Annotated in this window: 17 protein-coding genes and 4 pseudogenes; 7 read left to right on the forward strand and 14 right to left on the reverse strand. The window is 60.6% G+C overall.

Features of this window, described 5'->3' with window-relative positions; translation table 11 throughout:
* From ASF08_RS25060 to ASF08_RS20785, 5 genes are all read right to left on the reverse strand, one after another.
* Nucleotides 1–1,248: a hypothetical protein gene (locus tag ASF08_RS25060; RefSeq protein WP_156629669.1), complete on the reverse strand. Its 1,248-nt coding sequence runs from the start codon at nucleotides 1,246–1,248 to the stop codon at nucleotides 1–3.
* 245 nt (nucleotides 1,249–1,493) lie between these two features.
* On the reverse strand, nucleotides 1,494–1,748 hold the full coding sequence (locus tag ASF08_RS25065; protein ID WP_156629670.1) for a hypothetical protein: 255 nt from the start codon (nucleotides 1,746–1,748) through the stop codon (nucleotides 1,494–1,496).
* Between the two features lie 137 nt (nucleotides 1,749–1,885).
* The gene (locus ASF08_RS20775; RefSeq protein ID WP_244474594.1) at nucleotides 1,886–3,955 is read right to left on the reverse strand and encodes a hypothetical protein; all 2,070 of its coding nucleotides are present in this window, start codon (nucleotides 3,953–3,955) and stop codon (nucleotides 1,886–1,888) included.
* A 532-nt stretch (nucleotides 3,956–4,487) separates the two neighbouring features.
* The gene (locus tag ASF08_RS20780) at nucleotides 4,488–5,129 is read right to left on the reverse strand and encodes a DUF2147 domain-containing protein (RefSeq protein ID WP_056149106.1); all 642 of its coding nucleotides are present in this window, start codon (nucleotides 5,127–5,129) and stop codon (nucleotides 4,488–4,490) included.
* 294 nt (nucleotides 5,130–5,423) lie between these two features.
* Nucleotides 5,424–5,633 carry a hypothetical protein gene (locus tag ASF08_RS20785; protein ID WP_018043143.1) on the reverse strand — a complete coding sequence of 70 codons (210 nt, stop codon included), beginning with the start codon at nucleotides 5,631–5,633 and terminating at the stop codon, nucleotides 5,424–5,426.
* A gap of 1,278 nt (nucleotides 5,634–6,911) precedes the next feature.
* Between ASF08_RS20785 and ASF08_RS20795 the strand changes: the two genes are divergently transcribed.
* Nucleotides 6,912–7,466 carry a hypothetical protein gene (locus ASF08_RS20795; protein ID WP_162238980.1) on the forward strand — a complete coding sequence of 185 codons (555 nt, stop codon included), beginning with the start codon at nucleotides 6,912–6,914 and terminating at the stop codon, nucleotides 7,464–7,466.
* An 83-nt stretch (nucleotides 7,467–7,549) separates the two neighbouring features.
* Here the strand turns inward: ASF08_RS20795 and ASF08_RS26260 are convergent, their stop codons facing one another.
* The 6 genes and pseudogenes from ASF08_RS26260 to tnpC all read right to left on the reverse strand — a co-directional run.
* Nucleotides 7,550–7,717: a hypothetical protein gene (locus tag ASF08_RS26260; RefSeq protein ID WP_443136830.1), complete on the reverse strand. Its 168-nt coding sequence runs from the start codon at nucleotides 7,715–7,717 to the stop codon at nucleotides 7,550–7,552.
* A 235-nt stretch (nucleotides 7,718–7,952) separates the two neighbouring features.
* Nucleotides 7,953–8,708: pseudogene (locus ASF08_RS20800) on the reverse strand (IS5 family transposase); the annotation flags it as partial.
* 230 nt (nucleotides 8,709–8,938) lie between these two features.
* Nucleotides 8,939–9,527 (reverse strand): annotated as a pseudogene (locus ASF08_RS24355) (transposase); the annotation flags it as partial.
* A gap of 126 nt (nucleotides 9,528–9,653) precedes the next feature.
* Nucleotides 9,654–10,256, reverse strand: coding sequence for a hypothetical protein (locus ASF08_RS25070; RefSeq protein WP_156629671.1), 603 nt, complete (start codon nucleotides 10,254–10,256; stop codon nucleotides 9,654–9,656).
* An 11-nt stretch (nucleotides 10,257–10,267) separates the two neighbouring features.
* Nucleotides 10,268–11,059 carry a hypothetical protein gene (locus ASF08_RS25075; protein ID WP_156629672.1) on the reverse strand — a complete coding sequence of 264 codons (792 nt, stop codon included), beginning with the start codon at nucleotides 11,057–11,059 and terminating at the stop codon, nucleotides 10,268–10,270.
* A 202-nt stretch (nucleotides 11,060–11,261) separates the two neighbouring features.
* A pseudogene (tnpC, locus tag ASF08_RS20810) lies at nucleotides 11,262–11,926 on the reverse strand (IS66 family transposase); the annotation flags it as partial.
* A 191-nt stretch (nucleotides 11,927–12,117) separates the two neighbouring features.
* Between tnpC and ASF08_RS20815 the strand changes: the two are divergent.
* Nucleotides 12,118–13,209 carry an IS630 family transposase gene (locus ASF08_RS20815; protein WP_056149116.1) on the forward strand — a complete coding sequence of 364 codons (1,092 nt, stop codon included), beginning with the start codon at nucleotides 12,118–12,120 and terminating at the stop codon, nucleotides 13,207–13,209.
* A 96-nt stretch (nucleotides 13,210–13,305) separates the two neighbouring features.
* Here ASF08_RS20815 and mgtE read toward each other — a convergent pair whose 3' ends face one another.
* A complete protein-coding gene (mgtE, locus tag ASF08_RS20820) occupies nucleotides 13,306–14,676 on the reverse strand; it encodes a magnesium transporter (protein WP_056149118.1) in 1,371 nt (456 codons plus the stop codon).
* A 460-nt stretch (nucleotides 14,677–15,136) separates the two neighbouring features.
* Between mgtE and ASF08_RS24360 the strand changes: the two are divergent.
* A pseudogene (locus tag ASF08_RS24360) lies at nucleotides 15,137–15,893 on the forward strand (IS5 family transposase).
* 73 nt (nucleotides 15,894–15,966) lie between these two features.
* Here ASF08_RS24360 and ASF08_RS20830 read toward each other — a convergent pair.
* Nucleotides 15,967–16,245, reverse strand: coding sequence for a metal/formaldehyde-sensitive transcriptional repressor (locus tag ASF08_RS20830; RefSeq protein WP_056149120.1), 279 nt, complete (start codon nucleotides 16,243–16,245; stop codon nucleotides 15,967–15,969).
* 89 nt (nucleotides 16,246–16,334) lie between these two features.
* Between ASF08_RS20830 and ASF08_RS24365 the strand changes: the two genes are divergently transcribed.
* From ASF08_RS24365 to ASF08_RS20840, 3 genes are all read left to right on the forward strand, one after another.
* On the forward strand, nucleotides 16,335–16,550 hold the full coding sequence (locus ASF08_RS24365; RefSeq protein WP_082473303.1) for a DUF1289 domain-containing protein: 216 nt from the start codon (nucleotides 16,335–16,337) through the stop codon (nucleotides 16,548–16,550).
* Nucleotides 16,551–16,824: 274 nt separating this feature from the next.
* Nucleotides 16,825–17,271, forward strand: coding sequence for a 6-pyruvoyl trahydropterin synthase family protein (locus ASF08_RS20835; RefSeq protein ID WP_056149123.1), 447 nt, complete (start codon nucleotides 16,825–16,827; stop codon nucleotides 17,269–17,271).
* Between the two features lie 166 nt (nucleotides 17,272–17,437).
* Complete coding sequence (locus ASF08_RS20840) at nucleotides 17,438–17,635, forward strand: hypothetical protein (RefSeq protein ID WP_056149125.1); 198 nt, start codon at nucleotides 17,438–17,440, stop codon at nucleotides 17,633–17,635.
* A gap of 417 nt (nucleotides 17,636–18,052) precedes the next feature.
* Here ASF08_RS20840 and ASF08_RS20845 read toward each other — a convergent pair whose 3' ends face one another.
* Nucleotides 18,053–18,817: an OmpW/AlkL family protein gene (locus ASF08_RS20845; protein WP_082473304.1), complete on the reverse strand. Its 765-nt coding sequence runs from the start codon at nucleotides 18,815–18,817 to the stop codon at nucleotides 18,053–18,055.
* 262 nt (nucleotides 18,818–19,079) lie between these two features.
* On the opposite strand from ASF08_RS20845, the gene ASF08_RS20850 reads away from it, so the two are divergent.
* A complete protein-coding gene (locus tag ASF08_RS20850; RefSeq protein WP_082473305.1) occupies nucleotides 19,080–20,309 on the forward strand; it encodes a GGDEF domain-containing protein in 1,230 nt (409 codons plus the stop codon).
* Nucleotides 20,310–20,445: the final 136 nt, after the last annotated feature.

Genomic DNA, 20,445 nt, shown 5'->3' on the forward strand with positions numbered 1-20,445 from the left:
TCAGTCTCCTCTCAGGATTTGCCGTCTTTGCATAAAATCGGGGTTAGAGTCAATATCGAAATAGTGCTTCCTGTGTATCCAAATAAATCCATCACTTTTAGATATTACAGCGACGTCGATGTCCCCGCCCACTGTTTCCACCGTCGACGCAAAGCGTCGCCTTAGAGCCGTAATTTCAACCATAGCCCTTGCCATGTATGCCATTTCTTCCTTTGGCAGCGCCTGAATCGTGTCTAAGATCGGCTTTGTAAAATATTCAGATCTATACATAGAGAATTCTGCCTGAAATGCGGCCAGCATCGATTCGATCTGCTTTTCCTGCAGGTGCTTTTCGACAGTTTGCGTGCCTTTGTCAGGGATGAAGTTCTCAATGATTTCGTGCGCTTTTGCCTGTAGTGCAGAGCCCATTGTTTCGATTATGAATTGAACATATTTATTTGATATGCCCTCCATAAACAATCTTGCCATATCGACTTGCGCAAAGGGTATAATTGCTGCATTTTGGCTTCTGCTTTTGTTGAGATCTACCTGCGGCTCGCCCATCCATATTCTTGTAAATCCCAAAGATCGACCGTCTATGTAAATATTTTTGACACTTGGGAAGAGTTCTTTTTTACCATAACCAGCAATGACTATTCCTGTTGAGTACTCCGAGGAAGACTCCCGTCTTATATGTTCAAAGCAAAGTCTAATAAGTTTATCATTGAAATATTTGTGAAAACCAAATGGAAGCGTCTTTTTGGCCAAATCAACAATTACGCGGCCATAGTGAGATTTAAAAGCCGCATAATCGAATGGGCAAGATAGTTCGAAAATCTCATCAAGCTCGGATGTTTGCAAATTGATCGTTGCAAGTAGGTCTATCTGATATTCTACTCGATTCGAGTATTCTAAGGATTTGCTAATAGATTCAATGATATCATTAAATATTAATCCAAAACTCAGCTCCTCAAAGTGATCGTCTCCAAATTCGTCTTTTTTGATGTACTCAATAAATGCCGTGGCAAAATCGTCAATCTTGTCGAAATTCTGCGACGATACTTCCTTACGGAATTCTTTAATAATTATTTCCCAGGGAATACTTAAAAAATCCCCACTATTGAAAATCATAATGCCGACATCGTGCTGCGGGCCAGCCGAAAACAGTTTGTTGGCGTGTTTCCAAACCCTCTGCTTACCGATCGTCAGCGCGCTGTCAGCTGCCATGGCAACAGCTTGCTGATTGATAATAACAATTTCAGCCGTCATTTTTCCGCCATCGACTGGCGGCGGCTTTGCGGGCAATTGCCGAGCGCGCCTCTGCCGACAGCTTGTCAGCGTGCGCTCGCCCTCCCCTCAACCCGCCGCTTCTTGCGAACTCAGTTGCAGGATAAACTGGGGCAGCACCCTGAGGTTGTCGAGTCTCGTTTTCATCTCCAGTTAGCAAATCCACGATGAATTTGGCGAGCTGGTTGAGATCGCGGGGGCGCTTGGGAGCCCCCTATCAGCCGTTACTAGTTTAAGTCCCCGCTCCTCTGGGAGGATGCCCACAGGTCTGAGCGGGCCATCATTTCATTGAACACAGCGCTCTGGATGTTGCCCCCGAGCGCATCAGACAGTTCACTTTGAGAAATGCCGCTACCTGCGGCATCGGCAATCAGTGCGCTCGCTTTCTCCGGCGGCGTCCCTCCGGCCGCAGCTGGGTTGTCAGCGTAATCAAGGTGCTTGTGGCACCAGACCTCAAAAAAACGTCGTGCGGCTTCGCTCACTGTCGCCTCCAATGTTTGCGGTAACCCTACTACAAAAGCAGGCGCGTCCGTCTCCTCGTCAACTGGCTCGAATTTCAAACTGACCCGCCACCGTCCCTCCGAATCCGAGACCCCCGCCAGCGCAGGCCGGCTCGATGTCAGCGGCAGAGGCTTTGCCGCGCGAGGCAGGGCAGCAGGCTGTCTTCGGGGAACGGCAGCGCCACCTCCCCTGTCTTGGATTCGAGCCTGGAGATCGCCCATTCGCCCTTCGCTTCGGCCACCGGCTCGATGAGCCAGCGCAGGGCGCGGACCTGGTCGCGGCCTCTCTCGGCCGGGAGCCGCGCCTCGACATATTGCTTGGACCACCACAGCATGCCGGAGGTGGGGAAGGTGACCGTGACCTTCTGCCTGGCCGCCTCGCAGACGAGCTGACGGACCCGGAAGCTGTTGCCCGCTGCGGCCTTCGGCCTGAGCGCGGCCTCCAGCAGGCCGGAGCCGCCGCCGGACGCCTTGAGGGCTTCCTGGCACCGTAGCTCGTCGCGCCGGGCAGCCAAGGCGCGGCTTCCCTCCTGGCAGGCCTGGACGAGGGGCCTCAGACTCTCATGCGACGGAATCATGCCGCGCCCGCATTGCAGGATGCCCGACGCCGGGGCGTCCGATAGAGGATCGGCGGCCGCGAAGGCCTTGTCGACTTCGCCCGTCGCCATGCGGACGGCCTCGGCTCGGACTTCGGCGACCTTGCCGTTGAACTCCGTCACGAGGGCCGCCGGCGGATAGATCCCGCGTACATCGCCCGTGCCCATCAGGAACCAGTCGTTGGCCTCCAGCCCTGCGAACGTCTTCGGTGCGGCCTCGATCCGCCCGGCCTGCTCCTGGAAGACCTGCCGAACGCTTTTCGCCACGTAGTCTTCCGCGATTCCGGTGCAGGTCTTGTAGAGGCGCGACAGGGCCTCGTTGCCCCATTGCGTGCCGACGAGCCGGTCGCATTGCGAGCGAGCCTCGTTGAGGGGGAGGCTCTTGAGGCTCTCGCCGTCGAACGCCTCCCGAAGCTCCCGAGCGGCGGCCTGCTCCATCTCGATGCGACGGGGGTCGAGCGGGGCTCCGAGGAAGCGGTCATGGGCCATTCGCGTCACGCCGTTTCGGCGGAGTTCGTCCCCGCCGAGCTGCAACCCGTTCGTCTCACGGAACGACGTCAGAGTCAGGGGAAGGGCGAGGAAGCGCTCCCGCTCCTCGCGCAGCCAGAGGGCGGCCTTCCGGCGCTTCTCGATGTCGGGATAGGATTGAGACAGCAGCCGGACGACGGTCCTGCCGTCCTTGCAGGACTGGGCTTTCCGGAGGAGGTCCTCCGTGAAGGGACGGTCCCAGTATTCGACCGGCAGACCGACCGCCCATTCCAGCCGCTCGATGTCGAGATAGCCGAACGTCGCGATTCGCTCGCACACGGTATCCCCCGGCAGGGCCTCGAGCGGTTGCCCGCTCGCCGCGAGGCGGTCGGCGACGATGCGCAGGAACTCCAGGGCAGCCTGGCGGGCTGCCCCGTTGCGGTCGAGCGACCCATCGGGCGCCAGAGCGGGGCTGGTCGCCGCGCGCATCTCTTCGACGACCTGAGCGCGGGCGGCCGGCGGATCGACGGGAAGCTCCGCGAGCCGCTTGCGCTCGGCATCGTAGAAGCGCCTCCAGAAGGTCGGCGCAGCCTCGGCGTAGCGTTGACGATAGGCTTGCTGGTCGAGGTCCGGCAGCAGGTCGAAGGGGGGAAGCGTCTGCTGCTCCCCGGCGACGGACCGCGCCGTTTCGACGGAGGGACGGGCCTCGCCGAGCAGGCCGAAGAGGCGATCGATCCGTGCCTTCACGCTCTCGCTCCGAGCGAGCGTGAACGGCTCGCAATCGGCCTGCGGCTTGCCCTGGCCGGTGAGCCAGCGACCCTGGAGGCTGTCGCCGTTCTGCCCGAATCGCACCGCCACCCAAGGTCGGCCGCGTCTGTCCACCAGGATGAGACCACCCTCCGTTTCCTGAGCGAGCAATTCCAGCTTTTGGAAAGAAGACGCGTTCGTCTTGCGAAAGAAGACGTCGAAAGCCGAGCCTTCGGGTCTGAATTCCCAATCGTCCAGCGTCGACACGCCGTCGCAAACGTGGCTCCCCTTGAAGAAGCCGGCATCGAATGCTTTGGCCTCCCCCGATACCGTTGCGGACATTGCGAGGACGACGAGGGCTTTCAGGCTAAATGTCATGGATCGACCTGGGTCTCCGCAATGATCGTGCATCCATTTCCCCATATTCAGGGGTCGAACGGTGCCTTTGACAAGCAGAGTTTACGTCGAGCCTGCGGCGCACTCAACGTTTGTCCGTCTGCGACAGCGGCCGACCGGAATGAGCCGGCTCGGTACGGTCGTTCCCCACTGGACGGGTCGTGTCCCTGGACGTGGCGCGGATGCGAGGCGTTCGAACCGGCTGACGGAGCTGTCCGATCCGGATGATCTCCGGTTCGGCGGGCGGTCGTGGCGGACGGTCAGGCGGTGGAAGCGGTCGAACCGGGCGCGGAGAAGACGCCCTCGGCGACGTCGAACCGGATGGCCGAGGCCGAATGGGAATGGGATGGTTCAATGCGGGGGACGCGCCCGCCACGCGCGCATCGTCGCGGACTTATGGCTGGCGTCGTCGTCGAAGACCGCGCGTCCGGTCCGGCAAGGCGGGATGGGATCGAAGCGGTCGCCGGGAGGTCCGACGAGCTCCGCCCCGGATCGAACGGGGCGGTCCGGTACCCTACTCGGCGGGCTTGGCCGCCGGCTTCGGTGCCGGCGCGGCCGGTTTCGTGGAGGGCGCGGCAGGGGCACCGGTCCCCGTGGCGGCCGGCGTGGGCTTGGGCGCCCATTCCGGATCGGAGCGGGGACCGCCCGGGCCGTTGGTCGGTCCGGTGATCTGTCCCGGCGCCGTATCGGTGACCTTGGTCCAGGCCTGCGACATGCACATGAAGCGCAGCATGCAGCCGCGCACGGTGAGTTCGCCGGGCTTCTCGCTCCAGATCGTCACGTCGTAGAACGACCCGTCCTCGGCGTTGTAGATCTTGCCTTCGTAATGGTTCTCGGCGTTGGGCTTGATGCCCATGACGAGCTGGTGGCCGAGCGAAGGGCGGGCCTGCTTCTTCGGGTCGGGGTTCTTGAAGTCGATCCGGGGCTGGCCCTTGTCGTTCAGCGGCACCTTCAGCCAGACGACGTAGCCGCACAGGTGATCGTTCTTCGCGCCGCATTTCTCGAGACGGACGCGAGCCCGACCGTCCTCGGTGAGCCAGGTTCCGCTCGGATCGTTCGGAGCAGCCATGGCGAGGCCGGACATCGCGCTGAGCGCAAGACCGGCCACCGGCGCCAGGAGGCGCCCGGCCACGGCCGAAATGGGTCGATACGTCATCAAGAACATCCTTAACCCGCCCCGAAACGCCGCTGTCCGCGCCCATGCCGTCCGCCCGTCCGGGGCGCGTGGTCGAGCGCGCGGTGGCGGGAGCCGCCCCTCGTCTGAAGGCCCCGGCTTCGGATGCGAACGTGACCGGATCATGACCGGCTCACGGCGTCCTAACGGATTTCGCGCAAGCCGCGAGAGAATTCTTCGTGAGGGTCGGCGTGTCTCGCCGAAGAAGATGCCGCATGAAAAAGGGCCGGTGCTCACGCACCGGCCCCGATCCCGCCACCGACGAGGAAGGCTGGCTTACTCGGCCGCCGTCATGTCGGAGGTGAAGTGACCGCACCAATCCTTGGACGCCACCACCGGCCACAGGCCCGGCGACTTCGGCTCGGGCTGGCTCACCGGCGGGTTATAGCGGCAGAGACCTTCGTCGCCGGCCGACTGACCGCCATTGATCTTGTGATCGTCGAAGAAGCGGCAGCTCTCGCAGGCCGCGCTGGTGATGTGTGCCATGTGTCTCTCCCAATGATCCGGTTCAGGGGGCAGGAGGCCTACCGAGCCCCGCCATCCGCGTGGTTCTTAATTAGAATAACTCCAGACTGAGGTCAAGGGCTTCGCGCGGCTCGATCCGGCGGCTCGGCGCGTGGGACAGGACCGCGAGGCGTGTGTCGCGACCATTTAAGTTCGGGGATTTCACCCAACAACTCTGCGTGTGCTGCGACCCCGCGTGCGTAGTCGTGGCACAGCCGGGAAGAACCTGTCCCATAACGCCTCCCGATGTACGGCAGCCTCAGCTAAATTGATGCCACCACACTGCGGGACTGCACACCTAAGCCGAGAGAACGCCGAACTGCGCGAGCGTATGGCGATCCTTTCCAGCGATATGGAGGCTCTAGATAGGGTGCTAGACGCCTGCGGGTATCGGGGCGAACTAGTAGGCTCCACGCCCCGCGCGGCCCGCATCGTGTTGTTCTACCGCAACGAACTGCGGGACTACCTCTTGGCAGAGATACGGAAGGCGGACAGGCCTCTGACGGCCCGCAAGCTAGCGGTTCTCGTCTGCCAGACAGAGGGCAAGGACGGTCGGGATCGGCGGCTATTGGCGGACGTAGCCCGCCGCGTCGGCTGCGCGCTCAGACAGATGCGCGCGAGTCGCATGGTCGAGGGGGCGGACCAAGGACGGGCAGGTGTGGAGAGCCAGCGGACGATAATGGAAGAGCGCAGACGGCCTCCATTCTATGGCCTTTGAGATCTAACGGACCATCTGCCACACGACGTATGACAATTTTTCGTGTTTGAATCTGTGGGCGTGCTTTGGTATTTTTCGCTTTCGAATGAATGCCTTGAGCCTTGAAGAACTTTGGTCCAAGGACCAGACCGTGACCTGGAAGCTTCAGTCGAAGCACTCCTCGTATGAAACTTTCGACTGAGGGTTTCGTTTAAGAACCGCTTGACATACAGTCGAGCGGCGATGCACACGCACATCGCATCGGAATTAAATTGCAGCCGCTGGGTACCAGCTCGGGCGGCTTTGCTGTATCTGGGAGAGTAGAATGTCTGAGCAAGCGAGACGGCCTGAGGTGGGCAATCGTCCCGCCGTGTTCATTGAAGGGTGCCTCGATACCCGAATCAAGGCGGGCTTGCGGCCGCGATACGGGTATCCTAAGAACCACCTCCCAGATGCGGGCGATCGTCAGATGGTTGTAGTGACTGGCTTTATTGGCGGTCGCAAGACTCAATAATTTGGTCAGCCGGCCCGCGCATTTCGCAAATAATAAAACGGTCAGTGAGATGCTTATCAATGCGGGTCGGCTGCAAGCCATGCAGAGCGACGTTGGTGAATTTACGCAGTTTGTTGCGGAATATTCAGAAGAAATTTTGAGCGCGGCCTATCTGATTCCGCAGCTATCGCGTGCGCGGCTCGACGAAGTTCATGGTGCATGGACTAAGGATTTAGAGCGCGTTGAAGAGAATGAAAATCAACTTGAAGAGGGGTTGGACCATTTTAAGCGGGCTGGCCATTTGGCTTTCTGGCTTCGCCGCATGGGACCAGTCGTCGACTTCATTGATTATTCCGTCAACATAGCTGACGGAATAGAGTACAATCTTTCAGAAAAAGAGGCTGATTTTCGCGACCTTATGTTTGGTCACGCGAATGAGTACATCGCTTTTGATATCGGGCTCCAGTATTGCAAATTCTATGAACCTCAGACTTCACTTCGGGCTCAGGGCATAACCCTATCTGATGACTATACCAGGACCACTTGCCACTTTCTGAAGTACAAGCAGGTTTCTCCCCATTCTCTTTTTATGATCTACAAGTCCTTATTCTATACTGGATCTTAGATATCGACGACAACAGCATCGTTTAAGCACGATTTATGCGGCGATGCCTGTTCTCTTTCAAGCTTTTAGGCTTCGTGTCGCTGCTAATATCCCTTCCGAGCGCGGCTGACGGGCGATGCCATCGTCAGCCGGATCGTCGGAGCGAAGGCCATGCCGTTCGGAAGGCGGCGGTTGCCCACCTTCCAAGCAGCTTCGGCGACGTACTGGTGAAGGTAGCGGGCGGTGACGAAGTGGTGCTGACCCGACACCATGCCGCGCAGGCGGGCGAAGATGCTCTCGGCTTGGTTGGTGTTGATACCGTCAGCCGAATGGGCTTAGAAGTGGTTGATCCGGCCAGCGTCGGGGAACTTGGCCTCTAGCTCTAAACAGTGGGCCGCCTCGTCGGCATAGACCTTGGAGCCCTTGGTGACGTGCTGTTCGGCCAGGGCCACGCCATCCGCTTAGCGACGAACGTCAGGGTCCGGACCGTGCGCTGGCACATGACGATCACGACGCGGCGCTGTCCCTGCGCGGCGACGGCGTCAGGTCGTGGCCGGGCTGCCGCCGGAAGTGGATCTTCGAGCGCCGGCCATGTTTGGCGAGATGAGCTTCGTTGGTCTTTGAACGGTAGGCGGTATCCACCCAGGCGTTGCTCGCCGTGTTGGCCGGATCGAGAACGTTCGCCAGTTGCACCCCGTCGTGGGCGGCCGCGCTGGTGACGGTGAAGCGGCGGACGAACCCGTGCTTGCGGTCGATCAAGACGTGGGTTTTGTAGCCGGACATCGGAACGGCAATCTCGACCTTGGCCTTCGTCCCGTCTGCCTTCGCCGAACGCGCTTTGGCCCGTTTCAGGGTCCGGCGGGCATCCCTGTCTTTTTGCGCGAGCTTCTTCGGTTGGGCCACCCACGCGTCCGGGATCCGGCTTTCCTTCAGAGCCACCTTCTCCGCATCGGTGTTGCACTGGCGCGGAGCCGCGATGATCGAGGCGTCAATGATCTGGCCCGACATTGCCAGATAGCCCTTGCCCTTCAGCCAAGCGTCGAAGGCGGCAAACAACGCGTTGATCGCGCCGGCCCAGGTCAGGTGCTCGCGGAACAGCCAAACCGTCTTGGCATCAGGCACGGCGTCCTCGAAGCCAAGACGGAGGAAGTGTATGAACGACAGCCTAGCCCGGATTTGGAATTCCGTGGCGTCGTCCGACAGCGTGTAGAGCGTCTGCAGAACCAGGATTTTGAGCATCAGCACCGGGTCGTAGGGCGGGCGGCTACCCTTCGACCCATCGGATCATCGCTGCAGTACGGTCGCCAGCTTCGGCCGGAACGCCTCGAAGTCGACCAGGGCCGCGAGCTTCACCAACGGGTCGCCGTTCTCTGACATACGCCGATAGCGCTCATCCAGATCAAAGAACCTTGGCTGACCCGTCCAAGCCTCCCAAACGCCGACATCATCAGGGAATCACGACACCGCTCCGCCCGGAATGGAGGTATATCGGGGTGTCCGGTCGTCTGGGCGATCTTCTTGATCGGCATGCCCTGTCGCGACAGAGCCAGGATCACCTTGCCCGTCGCTTCCCTCCGAAGATAGCCGTCGTACTGAAGGCGCTCCGCGCAGGTCAGCCGTTCGGAATCGAACGTCGTGGCTCCCACGGCGATGCGGATGGTGGCCATCGACTTCCGCACGGCGTTGAGGAAGGCGGCGCTGGCATTCTTCATCAGATGCCAGCGATCGGCGACTTCAAGGGCATGGAGTAGAGCCCGCGCGGTCGCTTCCCCATAACCGCCGCCGCAGTCATGGGCGACGATGGTGATCTCGGGGTGAACAGCGAGCTATGTCTCGACCGTGCCACTCTCCCAATCCGGTAGCAGGACGATGACACGTCGCCATTCCGAGTCGCAGACCAGCATGCCGAGCGCTGTCCCCGACGGAAGGCCCAGTCGTCGATGCCGATCGCGCTCGGACGCTCCACCGGACGTACGGCGTGGGGCACACGGTCCTCAGCATCGTATCCCGACTGGCAGGAACCTCGAGCCGACGCGCGAAGCAGGCAGCGGGTCTGCCGCCGAGGGCAAGACCGAGTTGATGAAAATCACACGACCTTCCTTAAGGATGGTCATGTGATTTGTCTCGAAACGCCGCTTCGCCTGTCGGAACTGAAGCGAAGCTCAGCCACAATCGGCATGATCCTAACTCGCTACGTTATAACGAGTGTTAACGGCCAGACCCGCTTCTCGGATTTATCCAAACCGTAGGAGGAAGCATCCAAGCGGGAGGCACGTCCGCCTGAGGGGCATGATCTGCATATATTCGAGCTTCAGGCATGACGACCGGCGCATGCCCTATCACCGCATACGACGGGGTACGTTCAACGTCCTCTATCTGCGACGGCGCAGGTAGCGCGAGCTTCCTCGCATAGAGCTCCAGCACGTATTTTTCAGCGATTTTCTCAATCGTGAAACTGTCGTATTTTTCATTTGCATCAGCTTGAAACTCGCATGGCGGCTTTACGTGCAGCGACCAAGGGTTCGCGCTGGCCAAGATCCGCAAAACGTCCCCTGGATCTTTAGCTAGCTCACGGGCTTTGCCGACTTCGTCTCGCATCAGCTGGATACGGCTGTCGGCTAGTTCGCGCGCCAATGGGTCCATTGCTGCCAAGAGGCTTTTTGGAAACTCGGATCGCATCGCAAGCCCGACCACCCATGCATCCGACCGCACGAATTCGATGACGAGCCCAAGCGGGACAGCACCGTCTGCACGGGCTGGGTTAGGCCGGTACTCGACATATGAGAAGTGGACCGTGTCCTTTGCAGGCATGATGTTTCTCCTTACAGACCTAAAGAACTGCGTAGCTGGCCGCGTCTCGAAACGAGGTTTGCCAGAGTGCTCTCTCGGCGCTGCTCTTCCATGAATGCGTCGGGGATCCGACGCACAATTTCTTCGATCGTGGTTGACGGCAATTTTTCGATTGCGTCCACGGTCTCGCCAAGAAATGTGCCATCGACAGCGACATTCTCAGGGTATGGGCCTATGCGCTGAGAGATGGGGTTTGCTGGCGCACATCCCCAGTCGTGCGACAATGAGAATGCGTAATCGATATAAGCGCACCCAAAACCACGAGGCAGCGCGAGGGATACGATCATGTTACCCCCGTTGATTCGATCGACATTTCCGACCCAACTATCGAAGGCCACCATTGCGGAAGCGGCCTGCGTCAGCTCGGGCATCATCCTGGCAACGGAGCTAGGTGCTTGGCACGCCTGTTCCCACTTGAACGCACCATTGAATGGGATCCGAGAGACGGCCCGACGAGCAGTTCCATCGTTCCATAGCACCAGTGGTGGGACCGGGAGACCCAGGTCGGAGGCTAGGTCCGAAGCAATCTTCTCATGGGCGGCCCGGAAGGCATTCCCTGAGTCTTTAGCATATCCGTCAACGGATCCGCATTGCACAAAGAACCCTTCGGCTTCGCCGCCAGCCGCCCCAGCTTGCCCGACTTGTTGCCATGCATCCGGGGTCACGAGTGTCGCGCGCCATTCGGCGGAGCAAGCCCGCACCTCATCAGAGAACCAACGGATATCCATGGGGAAGTTATAGAGAGCAAAATTGACGAACGGCAATATGCTTCTTCGGATTAGAGGCGACCGTGTCTCTGGCCGCTCGCGTGGCCGATACCGCGCTCGAACTTTGCCGCTTGTGTATACGAAAAACCCACAATCTTGATGCTGAACCGATCAGGGTCGCGGCGAAACCGAGAGAGCAGACCATTGGGTCTCAGCGCGCGTCTTCGGTGAGGGCCGCGGTTGTGGTTCTGACGGAGTGTCAGGCGGCGATCTGATGGAGCCGAGACGGGGTCCAGTTCCACGGCAGCAGATCGTTGATGCGCCGGGCGGGATGGTCGGGTAGCCGCGCGAGCACGTCGGCGAGCCAGACCTGCGGGTCGATACCATTGAGCTTGACGGTTTCGATCAGCGTGTAGAGGGTAGCAGTGCGATGGTCGCCCGCATCAGAGCCGGCGAAGATCCAGTTTCAGGGGCCCAACGGATGGGACGGATGCCGCGCTCGGCGGCATTGTTCGACAGGCAGATCCGTCCGTCGTTGAGGAACCGGGTGAAGGCGGTCCAGCGCTTGAGCAGGTAATCGATCGCCGCGGCTGTGGGAGCCTTGGCCGAGAGCTTGGCACGGTTCTCTCGCAGCCAAGCCTCTAGGTCGGCGACGAGGGCAGCCGAGCGGGCTTGGCGGTGCGCGCAGCGTTCATCGGGGGCAAGACCGTTGGCGGCGAGCTCGATGGCGAAGATCGCATCGATCCGCGTCACCGCCTCGATGGCGATCGGAGCTTGTCTCAGATCGGCCAGCTCAAAGAACTTGCGTCTTGCATGGGCCCAGCACGCTGCCTCGCGGATAGGACCCGGCTTGCGGCCGGGCTCGTACAGCCGGCCGAACCCCGAGAAGGCGTCCGCCTGCACGATGCCGTGGAAGTCGCCTAGTGGTCTGAGTTAGAAGTTYGGTTTCAGATTGTGAGTTTGCACCTACGTGTGGGGGATGTCCGCACGGAGGTGCCCGATGGCCCGTGGTCCAAAACCTGCTCCTCTCCATCTGACTGAGGACAGATCGGAAGAGGGGTTTCAGATTGTGAGTTTGCACCTACGTGTGGGGGATGTCCGCACGGAGGTGCCCGATGGCCCGTGGTCCAAAACCTGCTCCTCTCCATCTGACTGAGGACGAGCGCACGCGCCTGGCGGGGCTCGTCCGCCGTCGCAATGTCGGCCAAGCCTTGGCTCAGCGCGCGCGGATCGTGCTGGCCTGCGCTGAGCCGGGATCGACCAACAGTGGTGTTGCCCGTGATCTCGGCGTCAGCCGGATGAGCGTCACGACGTGGCGCGCCCGTTTCCTCGCCCATCGCCTCGACGGCCTCGTCGACCTGCCCCGCTCCGGTGCGCCACGTGCCGTCACGGACACGGCCATCGAAGGGATGGTCACCCTCACGCTGGAGAGCCAGCCAGAGAACGCCACCCACTGGTCGACCCGCGCCATGGCCCGGCGGGTCGGCATGAGCCAGAGCATGGTCTCGCGGGTCTGGCGTGCCTTCGGGCTGCAGCCGCACAAGACCGACACCTTCAAGCTTTCGACCGATCCCGCCTTCGTCGACAAGGTCCGGGAYGTGGTCGGCCTCTACATGGCTCCGCCGCATCGTGCCGTGGTGCTGTGCGTCGACGAGAAGCCGCAGATCCAAGCCCTGACGGGCACGSCCCCCGTGCTGCCGATGCGGCCCGGCCAGCCGGAGCGCCGAACTCAYGATTATCGTCGCCAGGGTACGACCGACCTGTTCGCCGCCCTCGACGTCCAGGCCGGGACGGTGATCGGCCATTGCACAGGCCGGCATCGTTCGATCGAGTTCCGCGACTTCCTCGATCAGATCGAGGCGGCCGTCCCAGGCGATCTCGACGTGCACCTCGTGCTCGACAACGCGGCCACCCACAAAACCAAGCTGATCCACGACTGGCTGGTGAAGCGTCCGCGTTGGCACCTTCATTTCACGCCGACGTCCGCATCATGGCTCAATCTCGTCGAGGGTTGGTTYGCCCTTCTCACCCGTCGACGCCTGCAGCGTGGTGCCTTCCAACAGACCAGCGATCTCGAAGCTCCGATCCACGCCTACATCGACCAAACCAACGCCGATCCAAAGCCCTTCGTCTGGACCAAACCCGCTGATGCGATCCTCGCAAGCGTCGGACGCTTCTGTCAGAGAACTTCTAACTCAGACCACTAGTAACGCCGATCCAAAGCCCTTCGTCTGGACCAAACCCGCTGATGCGATCCTCGCAAGCGTCGGACGCTTCTGTCAGAGAACTTCTAACTCAGACCACTAGAGCAGCGTTCCCCGCAGGATCAGCATTGCCACCGAGAAGTAGATGACCAGTCCGGTGACATCGACGAGAGTGGCGACGAAGGGGGCCGAGGCGGTGGCGGGATCGAATTTGAGGCGCTGGAGCAGGAAGGGCAGCATTGAGCCGGTGAGCGAACCGAACGTCACGATCCCGACCAGGGCTGCCCCCACGGTGGCGGCCACCAGCATCCAGTGCTCGCCGTAATCGTAGAGCCCCGCCTTCTGCCAGATGACGATCCGCACGATGCCGATGCTGCCCAGGATGGCACCGAGCACCAGGCCGGTGGGCAATTCGCGCAAGGCGACCCGCCACCAGTCTCTCAGGCGAATCTCGTGAAGCGCCAGGGCGCGGATCAGCAGAGAGGTCGCCTGACTGCCCGAATTGCCGCCCGAACTCATGATGAGCGGGATGAACAGGGTCAGCACGATGGCCTTCTCAAGTTCGCCCTCGAAACCCTGCATGGCGGTGGCTGTCATCATTTCGCCGAGGAACAGGGCGCAGAGCCAGCCGGCGCGCTTCCGGATCATCGTGCCGAAGCCGATATCCATGTAGGGCTCCGGCAGGACTTCCATGCCGCCGAAGCGCTGCACCTCCTGTGTCTGCTTCTCCACCATGGCGTCGATCATGTCGTCGACGGTGACGATGCCGATCAGATGCCCCACCGCGTCGATGACGGGGAGCGCCAGAAGGTCATATTTCGAGATCAGCCGCGCTGCTTCCTCGCGCCTGGCCGTGGGCGACACGGTGAGCGGGCGTCGTCCGGGGGCTACCGAGAGGACGTTGTCCTCTGGATTCCCCGAGATCAGGCGGCGCAGTGGTACGGCCTTGGTGAGGGCCCGCGTGCGCGGATCGAGGACGAAGATCGCGTAGATCGTCTCCCGCGTCTCCTCCACCTGACGGATGTGGTCGAGGGTCTGCTGGATCGTCCAGTTGCCCGGCACGGCGACGAATTCCGTCGTCATCAGCGAGCCGACCGTCTCCTCGCCGTAGGCGCTCAGATGATCGATGGCGCCGCGCGTCTCCGCATCGAGCCGCGCACGAAGGTCGGAGCGTCCCGGCTCCTCGATCTCGCGGAAGATGTCGGTGATGCGGTCGGCCGACATGCCCGACAGGAAGGAGGCCACCCGGTCACGCGGCAGCATCTCGACGATGTCGGCGGCACAGTCGAGTTCGGGCTGGTCGAGGACTTCGATCGCTCGCTCATGCGGCAGACCCAGCAGGATCGCGGCGGCGGCCTCGGGCGCTTCCCTGTTCAGGGCCTCGACGATGTCGGGGGACCGCTCATCTGACAGCCGGGCGGCGAGCACGGCCGGATCGATACCGGTCGGGAAAGGAGCGATCTCGTTCATGGGCTTCACTCGAAGTGGCGGCGCGATCCAGCCGTGGGTGGACTGGTCCGCACCGCCCCCCGAGTGAAGCCCTGAGAGCTTCAGCGTCGTGGGACGGACAGGAAACCAGTAGCGCACGGCGTGGGCGATCGTACGGGACTGTCGCTGGGCATGGAGTTCGTTGGGAGGGGGCCGAGACAGGTGCGGCGTGATGAATCACGAGCCCGCACCGCCCCCGGCGGCGCGTGAGTGCGCCCTGGCCCTGCAGTGCGTCAAGAGTGAAACCCGTACTGAAGGCGCGCGCGATTGACGATTTAGAGGTTGCGTAACATGCCACTGCACGAGGCGAATCTTGGATAGCCGGAGCCCTGCACCATACCTCTGGATTGAAGCCGGCTACCTAGGGTCTGAACCGGACCAAGATATTGCTGCGGCTGCAGTTTTGTGATTCACGGTCGCGGTTTTCAGCATGGAGGCGGTGATGGCGGACCTGTTCTGGCTCTCGGATGATCAGTGGGCGGTGATCGAGCCGTTCATGCCGGTCAACCAGCCCGGCCCCGAGCGCAAGGACGACCGGAAGATCATCTCGGGCATCCTGCATGTGCTCACCTCGGGCTGCCGCTGGCGGGATTGCCCGGCGGAGTACGGTCCACGCACCACGGTCTACAATCGCTTCAACCGGTGGTCTCGGCGCGGGTTCTGGCGGGCGATGCTGGCCGCCTTAGCCAAGGCCGGGTGGTCGGGCGAAGCGGCAGCCATCGACAGCACTTACGTCAAAGCGCACAGCTCTGCCCGCGGCGGTAAAGGGGGGGCAAAGCGCAGGCCATCGGCCCGTCGCGTGGTGGCCAGACGATCAAAATCCACGCCCTCACCGATGTGCTCGGCCGTCCCGGCGTCCTCCTGCTGACATCCGGCAACGCCAGCGACGTCCGTACAGCCCCGGACGTGCTGGCCAAGGCCCCAGGCCGTATCCGCCGCCTGACCACCGACAAGGGCTACGACGCCGACTGGCTGCGCGCCGATCTGCGGGAAAAGGCATCACCCCCATCATTCCCGGTAAACGCAGCCGCAAACGCAAGATCCACCACGACAAGCGCCGCTATCGCGAGCGCTGGCACGTCGAGGCCACCTTCTGCCGCCTCAAAGACTTCCGTCGTCTCGCCACCCGCTACGACAAACTCGCCCGCAACTATGCCTCTGCCGTCGCGCTCGCCGCTGTCATCGCCTCCTGGTGCTGATCGAGTCCAGACCCTAGGCAGGCACGGTCTCCGCTGCCGCGGGTCCGGCAGTGGAGTTATGGAGGGGCGTCCATCATTTCAGGTAGGTCCGTAGGACGTCGATGAGTTCGGCCGCTCCCTTGGCCCGATTGGCATCCGGCTCGGAGTCCGGGTTCACGACATGATGGCGGATTTGGTCTTCCAATAGCTCGACGGTGAGACCGTTGATGGCTCCGCGCATCGAGGCCACCAGCATGAGAACTTCCGCGCAACCGAGCTCAGTCTCCAAAGCCCGCTCGACGGCTTCCGCCTGTCCCTTGATCCGACGCACTCGCGCGACGAGCTTCGACTTGTCTCTGATCGCGTGCGCCATGGGTGGCCTCTCAATGTACCTTGTAATATAGGGGGCTACCCTATCGTCTGTCGAGAACTGGGTCTCACGGCAAAATAGAGACGCCGACCATGAAGAATGATCCGTGCATCGGTCTCTGCCAGTTCGAGGGAAAGACCGGCTGGTGTCTAGGCTGCGGTCGAACACTTCCCGAGGTAAAGGCTTGGCGTAAAATGACGCCGTACCGTCGTACGGCCCTCGGTCGCGAGCTTTCGCGCCGGATGCAGCAGGCGACCGATGTTGCATATGCAGTCGAGCCAAATCGGAAGAGAGCCCGCGCCCCTTAGTTCAAGCTGTGACGATTGCACGGATCACCACTGTATAGTCCGGGAATGGGTGGGCCGTTATGTGCCTCCAGCATGAATGAGCGTACTAATACTACTTTGGCACAAAGGTATTTTGACCTAAGCGCGCGCAAAAAGGACGAAAGTTTCTTCTGCGCCCGCTGCAATCTCAAATGTCTCAAGTCAGTGAAGTCTGATGATTTTTACCTGAAGGATAGGCCATCAGTGCTCTTTAGACCGGACTGCCAAATTAGTGCTAACTTGTGAGAACAAATTCATGCGGTTTCGAAGTACGAAGACCTATGGTCATGACATCGGGCTGTCATGTTGTTTTCGGCAATGGCGAGCGGAGACTCATTGCCGTTTCCTTCATGGATATGCGCTTGCGGTCCACTTCGAATTCGAGGCCGACGACTTGGATGCTCGAAACTGGGTCATGGATTTTGGCAGCCTAAAGCCCGTCCGGGAGTGGCTAGAGCAAACCTTCGATCACAAGACGCTAGTGGCAGCCGACGATCCGTTGCTATTGCAAATACGCGCCATGGAGGAGCTTGGACTCCTTGCACTGGTTGTTCTTCCCCGTGTGAGTTGCGAAGCCTTCGCCGAGCATATCTTTACCTGGGTCAGCGATTGGCTGATGACTAAAGGCCTGAGCCCTCGCATCCGTCTAGCAGAGGTTCATGTCCGCGAGCACGGCGCGAATGCAGCTAAGGCTTTGGCTTGAAGGCAGGCCACTCTGGCGGAGCGGCAGCCGATCAGGGGCCGGATCAACGACGGTAGCTGGATGTGAAGCTGCCTCTGGGCGCACTGTCGGGCTCATCTGGACACCCGGCGATAAGTTTATGCAAAACCCAATCGTGGCGCATACTCGAAGCCTCAAAGGATGCCACATGCCGGTCATCGAAATTCGACGTACGCCGTGTTCGCTGGCAGCGCGGGCGGCCATCATCGGAACGATCCGTGCGTTGGAGATGGCGTTCCCGGTCATGATGGAGGAGGCGATTCTGGACCGTCTCGGAAAGGCGATGGCGGCACTGGTTAAGGTTGAGGTTGGGGCAGAACTCGAAGGGGCCGTTGTGGTGGTCTAAATTCCAGGACGCCTGCTTTACAAACGATCCGCTTGATGCGGGCGAGCAGGCTGAAGGAAGCGCTTTGGCCTTAAGCACGGTCTCCGTTTGAAATTTGATCCCGAACGGTTGAGCCTCGCATCCCCATTTCGAGCCATCGCACCAGACCTCCGACAAGCGTATGCTTAGCGCCACCCAGGAGGATCATGTGATCCAGTTTAAACTTATACACGTTCCCCAAGGCTCGCCTTTTGGCGGCACGGTTTCGCTTCACCATGATACGGCAAATCCCGGACTATTTATCCAGAATATGATTGCTCGCTGGCGGCTGCTCGATGCGTCCTTGCCGACAATTGTACGCGTTACCGGGCTGAAGTCGCCGATTGAGTGCGACGTAAGGAATCTACGAAGCCACTGCCATCTTTTTGGGGGGCCCGCTCAGAAACGATAGCCGAGACCGGCGCCGACGATTAGCATGTTCATCTCGGCCTCCACTTTCACCCCTGCGACCGCATAAGATTGCCGTGGCAAGAAGACGTACTTCACCGCCGTGTTCGCGAACCAATTGCCGGTGAGGTGGTAGTCGAGGCCGGCCTGGATCACGAAGCTGGCCTGAGACTTGAGCTTGAAGTCCGGGATACCCGCGGCCGGTTCGATAGCCAGAGGCGTATTCGCGGCGACGCCGACCCCCAGATAGGGATTGAGGCGCGCGTTCGGCAGAATATGATACTGTACGGTTCCCATCGCCGCCGCGCTCCAGATCGATCCGATCGCGATGTCGCCGAAGAGCGAGTTCCGGATGACCGGACGAGTTCGCACCGCGCCCGCTTGGGCCTCGACGGCGATGTGATCCGTCAGGAAATATGAGACGTCGAAATCTGGAAGGATGGCGGTGGGCGTATCGATCTGCCCGCCAATGAATTCGATGCGCGAGCTTCGTTGCATCGGGATTGTTCCGGCGAGCCGACCGCGCACGAGCCAGTCACCCGCCTGCAAGCCCGCCGCATCGAAAGGCGCGGACCACGCTCCTGCAGGATCGGACGGCTCCGCCGCCCATGTGGACTTCGCATCGAGCCCGACCAGTAGCAAAGCGAGGGGGATGGCAAATGAAGACACGGAAATGTTTCCAGATATCAAAGCTACACACCGATTTTGGAAATCGAACGTCTTAGAGAGGCGCGATTCAAAGAGGATCCAGCGCATTCTAGCAGTCAGATAACTAAAAGTTTGATAATAAGATGGTTCAATTATATAATACGCTGATTAATCGGCACCTTAATTGACACGGTCGTCTCCAATTAATGGTTTATTTTTAGATTATGTGACATTTCATTGCTTGCGTACATTTTTATTCCAATAGAAAATAAAATTGAGAAAATCTACTCACACACTTCTTAATGCTACCCTGAATATGGTGCGGGCGTTGCTATCGTCTAACCAAGCTCGTGGTATTGAGTGAAAAATTATGACCCTCGACCTTAATACGCTTCACTTTGCCAGCGCAGCCAGCCGGTGCGCCTACGTCGTCGTGTTCCTCGTGGTCGCCCTCAGTCAGCGTCGACAGACTTATCTCTGGCAATGGATGGGTGCCATGGGGACGTCGATGGCGGGGTCACTCATCATGATGAGCGTTCCGCCGGATGCTTTGCCGTCAATTCCGGTCACCATGGTCACCTATTGGCTGTACAGCGCCAGCCTGGTTCTCTCCTGGACGGGACTCCGCACCTTCTTCGGCCGGCCTGTGAAGGTCGGCCTCAGTGCCTGTCTCATCGCTTTCCCAGGCGTCCTCTATCCGCTGCTGCTCGGCGCCGGCCTCACCGTCCGGCTGTCGCTCGCAGCGATCTTCGCCTGCTGCCTTGTGATGGTGCTCCTCGCAACGTGCGAAACCGTCCGTGCCTCGGCCGTGGTCGAACGACTCTGGTCCCAGTACATCGTGTCGGTGGCATTCGGATCCTACGCGCTCAGCTTCTTACTCTCAATCGGGATGCTCGTCTGCACCGACCTACCGATCGCCTCGGCCGAGAGCGCTCGCATCTCTATGATCATCGATCAGGTCCTCGGGGTCTTCGTATACTTCGGATACGTCGCGATGACCGCCGAGCGCGCCAATCAGGTCCTACTGCGTCTCGCCGAGACGGATCCGCTGACGGGCCTCTCCAATCGTCGTGGTCTGCAGACGATGCTGGGCCATAGCTCCCCGCTCTCGAACGGCCATTCAGCCGGTGGTGTACTGATTCTGGATATCGACCACTTCAAGTCCATCAACGACCGTTGCGGACACGCGAGCGGCGACCTCGTCCTTTCGGCGTTCGCAGCCCGGATAAAGGCCGCGCTCCGTCCAAAGGATGTGGTCGCCCGCTGGGGTGGTGAGGAATTCATCGTAGTGCTTCCGGGCGCGGATCCGCAGGAACTCCGAGAGGTCGCCGAACGATTGCGGGCGACGATCGCGGATCAGCCGTTTTCCCTTCCGACAGAGGCCCTGGCGGTGACCGTCAGCATCGGGGCCGCCCTGACGGGCCCGACGGGCGCAAGCTTCGAGGACGCGACGCAACACGCCGATGCGGCGCTCTACGAGGCGAAGGCCAAGGGGCGAAATCGCGTCTGCCTCGGGCCGATCACGGCGTCTCCGCGCGACGCACAGGTTCAGGCGGTGGACGTGCCGCTTGGCGAGTTTCGTCTCGCGAGATTAAATTGAGGGCGTCCGCGCTTCCGTTTTTCCAGCCATCGCTGAGCATGACTCACATGGGGTAGCGGGTCGTGTCCCGAGCGGTGGTGTAGCTGGCGGGTGCTCATCGGCGATTGCCGGGTAGTGTCGGGTTGCGAGCACCAAC

Source organism: Methylobacterium sp. Leaf85 (assembly GCF_001422125.1).
In the GTDB taxonomy this organism is placed as follows: domain Bacteria; phylum Pseudomonadota; class Alphaproteobacteria; order Rhizobiales; family Beijerinckiaceae; genus Methylobacterium; species Methylobacterium bullatum.

Coding starts and splice junctions, on each gene's coding strand:
- ASF08_RS25060 (WP_156629669.1), bottom strand. CDS start 1,248: ATGACGGCTGAAATTGTTATTATCAATCAGCAAGCTGTTGCCATGGCA.
- ASF08_RS20775 (WP_244474594.1), bottom strand. CDS start 3,955: ATGACATTTAGCCTGAAAGCCCTCGTCGTCCTCGCAATGTCCGCAACG.
- ASF08_RS20780 (WP_056149106.1), bottom strand. CDS start 5,129: ATGACGTATCGACCCATTTCGGCCGTGGCCGGGCGCCTCCTGGCGCCG.
- ASF08_RS20785 (WP_018043143.1), bottom strand. CDS start 5,633: ATGGCACACATCACCAGCGCGGCCTGCGAGAGCTGCCGCTTCTTCGAC.
- ASF08_RS20795 (WP_162238980.1), top strand. CDS start 6,912: ATGCTTATCAATGCGGGTCGGCTGCAAGCCATGCAGAGCGACGTTGGT.
- ASF08_RS26260 (WP_443136830.1), bottom strand. CDS start 7,717: ATGGTGTCGGGTCAGCACCACTTCGTCACCGCCCGCTACCTTCACCAG.
- ASF08_RS25070 (WP_156629671.1), bottom strand. CDS start 10,256: ATGCCTGCAAAGGACACGGTCCACTTCTCATATGTCGAGTACCGGCCT.
- mgtE (WP_056149118.1), bottom strand. CDS start 14,676: ATGAACGAGATCGCTCCTTTCCCGACCGGTATCGATCCGGCCGTGCTC.
- ASF08_RS20830 (WP_056149120.1), bottom strand. CDS start 16,245: ATGGCGCACGCGATCAGAGACAAGTCGAAGCTCGTCGCGCGAGTGCGT.
- ASF08_RS24365 (WP_082473303.1), top strand. CDS start 16,335: ATGAAGAATGATCCGTGCATCGGTCTCTGCCAGTTCGAGGGAAAGACC.
- ASF08_RS20835 (WP_056149123.1), top strand. CDS start 16,825: ATGCGGTTTCGAAGTACGAAGACCTATGGTCATGACATCGGGCTGTCA.
- ASF08_RS20840 (WP_056149125.1), top strand. CDS start 17,438: ATGCCGGTCATCGAAATTCGACGTACGCCGTGTTCGCTGGCAGCGCGG.
- ASF08_RS20845 (WP_082473304.1), bottom strand. CDS start 18,817: ATGCGCTGGATCCTCTTTGAATCGCGCCTCTCTAAGACGTTCGATTTC.
- ASF08_RS20850 (WP_082473305.1), top strand. CDS start 19,080: ATGACCCTCGACCTTAATACGCTTCACTTTGCCAGCGCAGCCAGCCGG.